General features: G+C 41.5%; 4 protein-coding genes. All 4 read left to right on the top strand.

What is annotated here, in order from left to right:
- The first annotated feature begins 196 nt into the window (after window positions 1-196).
- The 4 genes from BCT11_RS03840 (at window position 197) to BCT11_RS03825 (ending at window position 2,529) form a co-directional block, all read left to right on the top strand.
- Window positions 197-655, top strand: a complete 459-nt coding sequence (locus BCT11_RS03840) for a GNAT family N-acetyltransferase (protein ID WP_102387213.1) — start codon at window positions 197-199, stop codon at window positions 653-655.
- Between the two features lie 198 nt (window positions 656-853).
- Window positions 854-1,267: a hypothetical protein gene (locus BCT11_RS03835; RefSeq protein ID WP_102387212.1), complete on the top strand. Its 414-nt coding sequence runs from the start codon at window positions 854-856 to the stop codon at window positions 1,265-1,267.
- Between the two features lie 108 nt (window positions 1,268-1,375).
- Window positions 1,376-1,897, top strand: a complete 522-nt coding sequence (locus BCT11_RS03830) for a GNAT family N-acetyltransferase (protein ID WP_102387211.1) — start codon at window positions 1,376-1,378, stop codon at window positions 1,895-1,897.
- A gap of 122 nt (window positions 1,898-2,019) precedes the next feature.
- Window positions 2,020-2,529 (top strand): hypothetical protein, encoded by a 510-nt coding sequence (locus BCT11_RS03825; RefSeq protein WP_102387210.1) that lies wholly within the window; start codon window positions 2,020-2,022, stop codon window positions 2,527-2,529.
- The last annotated feature ends 22 nt before the right edge of the window (window positions 2,530-2,551 follow it).

Raw genomic sequence — 2,551 nt, 5'->3', positions numbered from 1 at the left:
GGTAGCTTTACGATTGGCTAAAGTGACAGGTGAGCTCAAACTGGAAAAACAAACATAACAAACTGTTTAAGAGTGATTCGCAACGCGTGGCATTTTCACTATGCGTTGGTTTTAGTGTTTAAGGTGGGATGCGGCGGCTTAGGTATTGCGTTGCTCACCCCTTAACAGGGCGTTATGTGCTTTGGTGGAGACGAATATGGAAATCACAATCAGGCTTATCGAAACAGAAAGCATTGAGGACCAAGGTATATTCGAGACTTTGTTTAGAGAATACCTATCTGGATTCTCAGTTGAACTAGATCTCTCAGTAACTGCTCAGCTATTTGCGTTGCCGTATTTCCACGGATTTATCAGTTTTGTCGACAATAAGCCTGCTGGTTTTGCCGTTTGTTTTGAATCGTTCTCAACTTATCGTGCGCAAAGAGTGATGAATATCCATGACTTTATGGTGTCGGACAACTTTCGTGGTAAAGGTGTTGGCAAGGCACAACTGAATGGTATCGAACAGTATTGTCGTGATAATGATTACCTCAAAATCACATTAGAGGTCGGTGATGATAATGTTGCAGCTAAAAAACTTTATAGCTCATTAGACTACGAAGATTACAGAGTAGTTTTGAAAGGGCAGCAACATTGGCAAAAGTACCTCAATTAGCACGCACATAACAAACTGTTCAAGAGGGATTCGCAACGCGTAGCATTTTTACTGTGCGTTGGTTTAAGTGATTAAGGTGGTATGCGGCAGCTTCAGTATTGCGCTGCTCACCCCTTAACAGGGCGTTAGGCTATAATTTGACAAATTTGGTAACCAAAACTACGTTTAGTATGTAGTTGATCAAATAAGGTGGTTACTATGAGCCAAGTTATACGAATTTCTGACGAGATATACCGTCGCTTAGAAAATCATGCTGTGGGTTTTGATACTCCGCAGAATATCATCGAAAAGTTGTTGGACTTCTATGAAAACAGTGATGGTTCGCCTAATCAGTTGGTAGAAGCCAGTACACCACTCAAGGAAGCAATTCATTTGGATATTATTTACTATCCAAATGACATCCAGTTTAAGACAGATCTTCTAGCGTGTAAGGAAGCTTATATTAAGCTAACTAAAAATGATGGTACGAGTGAAATCAAGCACTGGAATGCCTCTCGATTTACTGAGGAATCTAGCGTTAATGGTAACCTTCGATCTGGCTTTCTTCGTGACTGGCGTAAGAAAGGTATTTGCAAGGCAGAGCTTTCCGCATATGTTGAAGCACTAGCCTAACAAAGCATTTAAGAGTGATTCGCAACGCTTGGCAGTTTCGCTTCGCTCAAGTATAGCCAAGCGCTGCTCACACCTTAATGCGGCGTTAGCCCTTTTCGAGGAAACGATATGGAAATCGTACAAGAAATAGATGTTTCAGAATTGCATCATAAGGCAATCGAAGCGTTAAGAAATCAAGCTTTCCCAGATAGCCAAGTAAGTCGCTCTTACTTTAAGCAGTTACCTCATATGCGTGCTCTTCATTTTCAAGGTGAACAGTTGGTTGGCTATCTTGGACTGGACTATCGAGCCGTGAGCGTCGGTGGGGAAATACATAAGGTTCTGGGCGTAATCGACTTCTATGTTGATGAACGTTATCGAGGGCAAGGTATTGGCTCTTTCATGTTGTCAGAAGTATCGGCATTTGCCGAAACTAAAGACGTTGATTTCATAATCCTCATATCTGAGTTACATGATTTCTACTCATCAAATGGCTTTAACAAAGTTCAGTGTATGCAGTCTTGGTTAAGGCTTCACGAGCACACCAACTTTGGAGTTGCTGTAGAGCATCTTGATGAACTGTATGTGAAACCACTCAGAGATAAGCAGTGGGGTGTTGGACATTTTGATTGGCTAGGTTATATGTACTAGTCAACCACAGGGCTAACAAAGCATTTAAGAGTGATTCGCAACGCTTGGCGTTTTCGCTTCGCTCAAGTATAGCCAAGCGCCGCTCACACCTTAATGCGGCGTTAGGCTCATAAGAGGCACAAATGGACAAAATTCTAAAATATGCAGTTAAAGAAGCAGAAGATAAATATGGTAAATCCAGATCAGACCGTATTCTTCTTCCTGTCCTATTTCGTGATGGTAACCCTGATGTTACCTATCCAACTAACAACCATATACAGGTGACAATTTCGAATAGTTGTCGAAGTGAAGTGTTCCGAGCTTATTGTCAATTATCACATGAAGCAGTACACACTTTGAGTCCTGTAAGCATTAGGCAGGTTTCATGGCTAGAGGAGGGGACTGCTGTTAATTTTTCTCACTGCTTTGTGAAGAGACACTGTGGCGTGAAATGGAGTAGCTGTGGTTCACCTAAATACGATTTGGCATGGCAGCATGTAAAAGACTTGTTGAACTTATACCCTGATGCTATCCGACTAATTTTTAGTAACTTTGGTGGTTTATCTAATCTTAACCAACCTGAAGTGCAAAAGCTTTTCCCTAGAGTGCCAAACCACTTAATAGAAAAGTTATGCGCTCGGTTTAACGCATAAGCCTAACAATCTGTTTAAGAGT

Origin of the sequence: Vibrio sp. 10N.222.52.B12 (assembly GCF_002875385.1) — a bacterium.
Classification (GTDB): domain Bacteria; phylum Pseudomonadota; class Gammaproteobacteria; order Enterobacterales; family Vibrionaceae; genus Vibrio; species Vibrio jasicida.
Note: the sequence above shows the minus strand (reverse complement) of the source record. Positions and strands in the feature narration are given on the sequence as shown.

Excerpts from the sequence above, each read along its gene's own strand:
- BCT11_RS03835 (WP_102387212.1), top strand. The coding sequence starts at position 854 with ATGAGCCAAGTTATACGAATTTCTGACGAGATATACCGTCGCTTAGAA.
- BCT11_RS03825 (WP_102387210.1), top strand. The coding sequence starts at position 2,020 with ATGGACAAAATTCTAAAATATGCAGTTAAAGAAGCAGAAGATAAATAT.
- BCT11_RS03830 (WP_102387211.1), top strand. The coding sequence starts at position 1,376 with ATGGAAATCGTACAAGAAATAGATGTTTCAGAATTGCATCATAAGGCA.
- BCT11_RS03840 (WP_102387213.1), top strand. The coding sequence starts at position 197 with ATGGAAATCACAATCAGGCTTATCGAAACAGAAAGCATTGAGGACCAA.